General features: G+C 64.6%; 3 protein-coding genes. All 3 read right to left on the bottom strand.

Annotated elements, in window-relative coordinates:
• Positions 1–898: tripartite tricarboxylate transporter substrate-binding protein (locus tag VMR39_RS27875; protein WP_325421365.1), on the bottom strand; the 898-nt coding region annotated here is incomplete at its 3' end.
• On the bottom strand, positions 879–2,309 hold the full coding sequence (locus tag VMR39_RS27870; RefSeq protein ID WP_325421364.1) for a sensor histidine kinase: 1,431 nt from the start codon (positions 2,307–2,309) through the stop codon (positions 879–881). The genes VMR39_RS27870 and VMR39_RS27875, both read right to left, overlap by 20 nt.
• Positions 2,290–2,955 (bottom strand): response regulator, encoded by a 666-nt coding sequence (locus tag VMR39_RS27865; protein WP_130355953.1) that lies wholly within the window; start codon positions 2,953–2,955, stop codon positions 2,290–2,292. Before VMR39_RS27865 ends, VMR39_RS27870 begins: the two co-directional genes overlap by 20 nt.
• Positions 2,956–3,089 lie beyond the last annotated feature (134 nt).

Below are 3,089 nucleotides of genomic sequence, written 5' to 3'. Positions count from 1 at the left end.
GATAATCGGCGGACGCGGCCACCTTTTCGAACAGGGACACCCAGGCGTCGTAGGCCGCGTCGTCGACCCGAGGGCCGACATAGAACCCCCTCGCCACGGGCCAGACGATGTCGAAGCCTTGTTCCCGCGCCGTCGGCACCGAAGCCAGCAGTCCCGGCAGCCGCTCTTCGGAAAACGAGGCCACGACGCGCACCGCAGCGCCTTGCTTCAGATGCATGGTCAGCTCCGACGCATCCCCCGGCATGACATGCACGTAGCCGCGCTCGAGCGCGGCCACCGCATCGCCGCCCCCTTCGAAGGCGACGTAGCGCAACAACTTGAAATCGTATTGAGCCGCCCTCGCGATCTCGGCGGACTTGATCCAGTCCTGGCTGCCGATGGTGCCTCCCGCGCCGAACACGATCTCCATGGGACGGGCACGGACTGCGGCGACCAGATCCTTGAAATTGCGGATGGGTGAATCCCTGTGGACCGCGACCACCCCGAAGTCCATGGCCAGCGATGCCACCCATCGGACACTGTCCTCCGCGTAGGGACCGAATTTGCGCTGGGCGATGTTCAACAGCGACCCGCCGGAAAACGCGATCAGTTGCTCGGCGCGATCGCTGCTGCGCATGATCGTCTGCTTGTAGACGATGGCCCCGATACCCCCTGGCACGTAGCGTATCTTCACCGGGCTGCCCAACGCTCCGGATCGATCGAGCAAGGACTTCGCCACCTTGCAGGTCAGGTCGAAACCGCCCCCCGCCTTGGCCGGCACGATGCATTCGGCCGTGGATGGTCCGGGACGGGACGTGGCCCGCAGCGCTGCGGGCAGTTGGGCGCCCAGTGCCACGGCCGCGGCACGGGCAAGCAAGCGACGTCTTGGCGCATCGACATCAGGCGGCAGAATTCTCATTTGCGCGAGCCTCCGGATTGGAAATGGAACTGGCGGGCCAGCGCAGGATGGCTGTCAAACCCGTCCGGCCTGGTTCGGATATCAACGACAAAATGCCATGGTGCCGGTCGGCCACCGCGCGGACAATCGCCAGGCCCAGGCCGGCCCCGTCGCTGCGCCTGCCGCGGATGAAGCGTTGGCCGGCGCTCTGCGCGATCTCGGCGGGCATGCCCGGACCTGCGTCGCTGACTTCCATCCAGCAATGGCGATCGTCCGCTCCGGCGCTCAAGGTCACCACCGCACCGCCGGGCGTATGGCGGATCGCGTTGTCCGCGAGATTGAAGACCGCTTCGCGCAGCAAGGTGTAGTCCCCCAGGACCTCGACCGTGGTTTCCGTGTCTATCCCGAAATCGATGTTTCGCGCGCGCGCCAGGGGCACCAGGCGCAACGCCACCTCTCGCAGCAGTTGCAGCGCATCGAAAGACTCCAGACTCAGCGCTGCCGTATCGCTGCGAGCCAGCGCGAGCAGCTGGTTGGTCGAATGCGTGGCCTGATCGACCTGTCTGGCCAGCGCATCGAGCGTCTCGCGGACCTGCACCGGATCCTTGGTCAGGCGTGCGTAGTCGAGCTGTGTCCGCAGCGTGGCCAGTGGCGTTCGCAACTGGTGGGAGGCATCGTCCACGAACATGCGCTGCTGCTCCAGAATCCGCTGCGAACGAAACAGGAGGTGGTTGATGGCGGCAACCAGCACCGACACGTCGGCCGGAAGACGGCACATGTTGAGCGGCGCAAGATTCGATGCCGGACGCGCCCGGATGTGCTCCGCCAGATCGGACACCGGCCGGGTGGCCAGATGCGTGATGAAGACCAGCGACAGCGCGACCGCCACCAGCACGCCAAGATCGCGCATCACCGCCCTCATCATCAAATGGCGCGTGAAGGCATCGCGCGAGGCGGTGTTCTCGGCGACCTGGATGATCACGTAGGGATTGTCGCTGTCCACCACGGGATCGGCCAGCTTGCGCATGTACGCGCCCAGCCGCAGCGATTGGCCGAAATACATCGCATCGTAGAAAACCGGCGCATCCGGCTCCAGCACTGTGTCGGGCATGGGCAGGTCGGGGCTCCCGATCTCCACCAATCCGTCTCCCGTCGCCACCCTGAAATACACGTCCCCGCTCGCGGTCAGCTCGAAGAACTCGAACAACCGGTAGGGCAACTCGATGGACAAACCTCCCGATGCCGTCGAGATATTGGCATCCAGCGATCGCAAGGCGCCCACGACGGACCTGTCGTACGCGGCATTGGCCGCGTCGACCGACGAATATCGCGTCGCGAGCAGCTCGATGCCGACGATGACCAGCACGGTCGGCAGCAGCAGGGCAAGTAGTTGAGCCCGCAGGCTCCAGCGTCTAAACCGGCTCCAGTACATAACCCAGTCCGCGCATGGTGACGATGCGAACGCCCGTTCCTTCCAGCCGTTTGCGCAAGCGGTGCACGACGACCTCGACGATCTCCGGCAAGAGCTCATCGCCATCCTGGAATGCCTTGGACAGGATTTCATGCTTGCTGAGCGGTTGTCCGCTCTTGACTATCAGTGCCCGCAGCACGGCGTACTCCCTCGGTGGCAAGGCAAGCGGAGCGCCATTCACCGAAAAGTGCTTGGTCACCGAATCCAGCAACAAAGGACCACAGGCGAACCGGGGAAACTCGATGCCCCGGGAACGCCTGACGAGCGCGGTCAGGCGCGCCGCCAGCTCCTCCAGCGCAAAGGGTTTGATCAGGAAATCGTCGGCGCCTTCGTTCAGCGTCTTGACCTTCTCGCTCAAGGAATCCCGCGCCGTCAGCACCAGGACAGGAATGCGATGGTCCGCCGCGCGCAATCGCAGCAGCGTCGCATGGCCATCGATGCCGGGCAGCCCCAGGTCGAGAATCAGCGCATCGTAGTCCTCCTGGTCGAGCGCTCGCCCGACCTGGCGGCCGTCGTCGACCCAGTCGACGTAGTAGGCAAGTTCCCGAAGGGCTTTGGTGATCCACTCCCCAAGCTCGCGGGTGTCCTCGGCAAGCAGGATGCGCATTGGCGGTTCGTCTCCGTTTTTTTTCCCGGACAGCGGCGAAGGGATCGCCGCGTCCGGACAGGCTCGTCCGGCCCGAGCCTACAGTACGCCGCCCACCCTTTCAAAATGCTTTCATCGCACCGGACCTCGAGTTT

It is taken from the genome of Sphingobium sp. (assembly GCF_035511395.1).
Lineage (GTDB): Bacteria > Pseudomonadota > Alphaproteobacteria > Sphingomonadales > Sphingomonadaceae > Sphingobium.
The sequence above is the reverse complement of the archived record's forward strand: the minus strand, read 5'-3'. Positions and strand labels throughout refer to the sequence as shown.

What these genes read in the sequence shown, in the direction of transcription:
- VMR39_RS27870 (WP_325421364.1), bottom strand. Translation starts at nt 2,309, where the DNA reads ATGTACTGGAGCCGGTTTAGACGCTGGAGCCTGCGGGCTCAACTACTT.
- VMR39_RS27865 (WP_130355953.1), bottom strand. Translation starts at nt 2,955, where the DNA reads ATGCGCATCCTGCTTGCCGAGGACACCCGCGAGCTTGGGGAGTGGATC.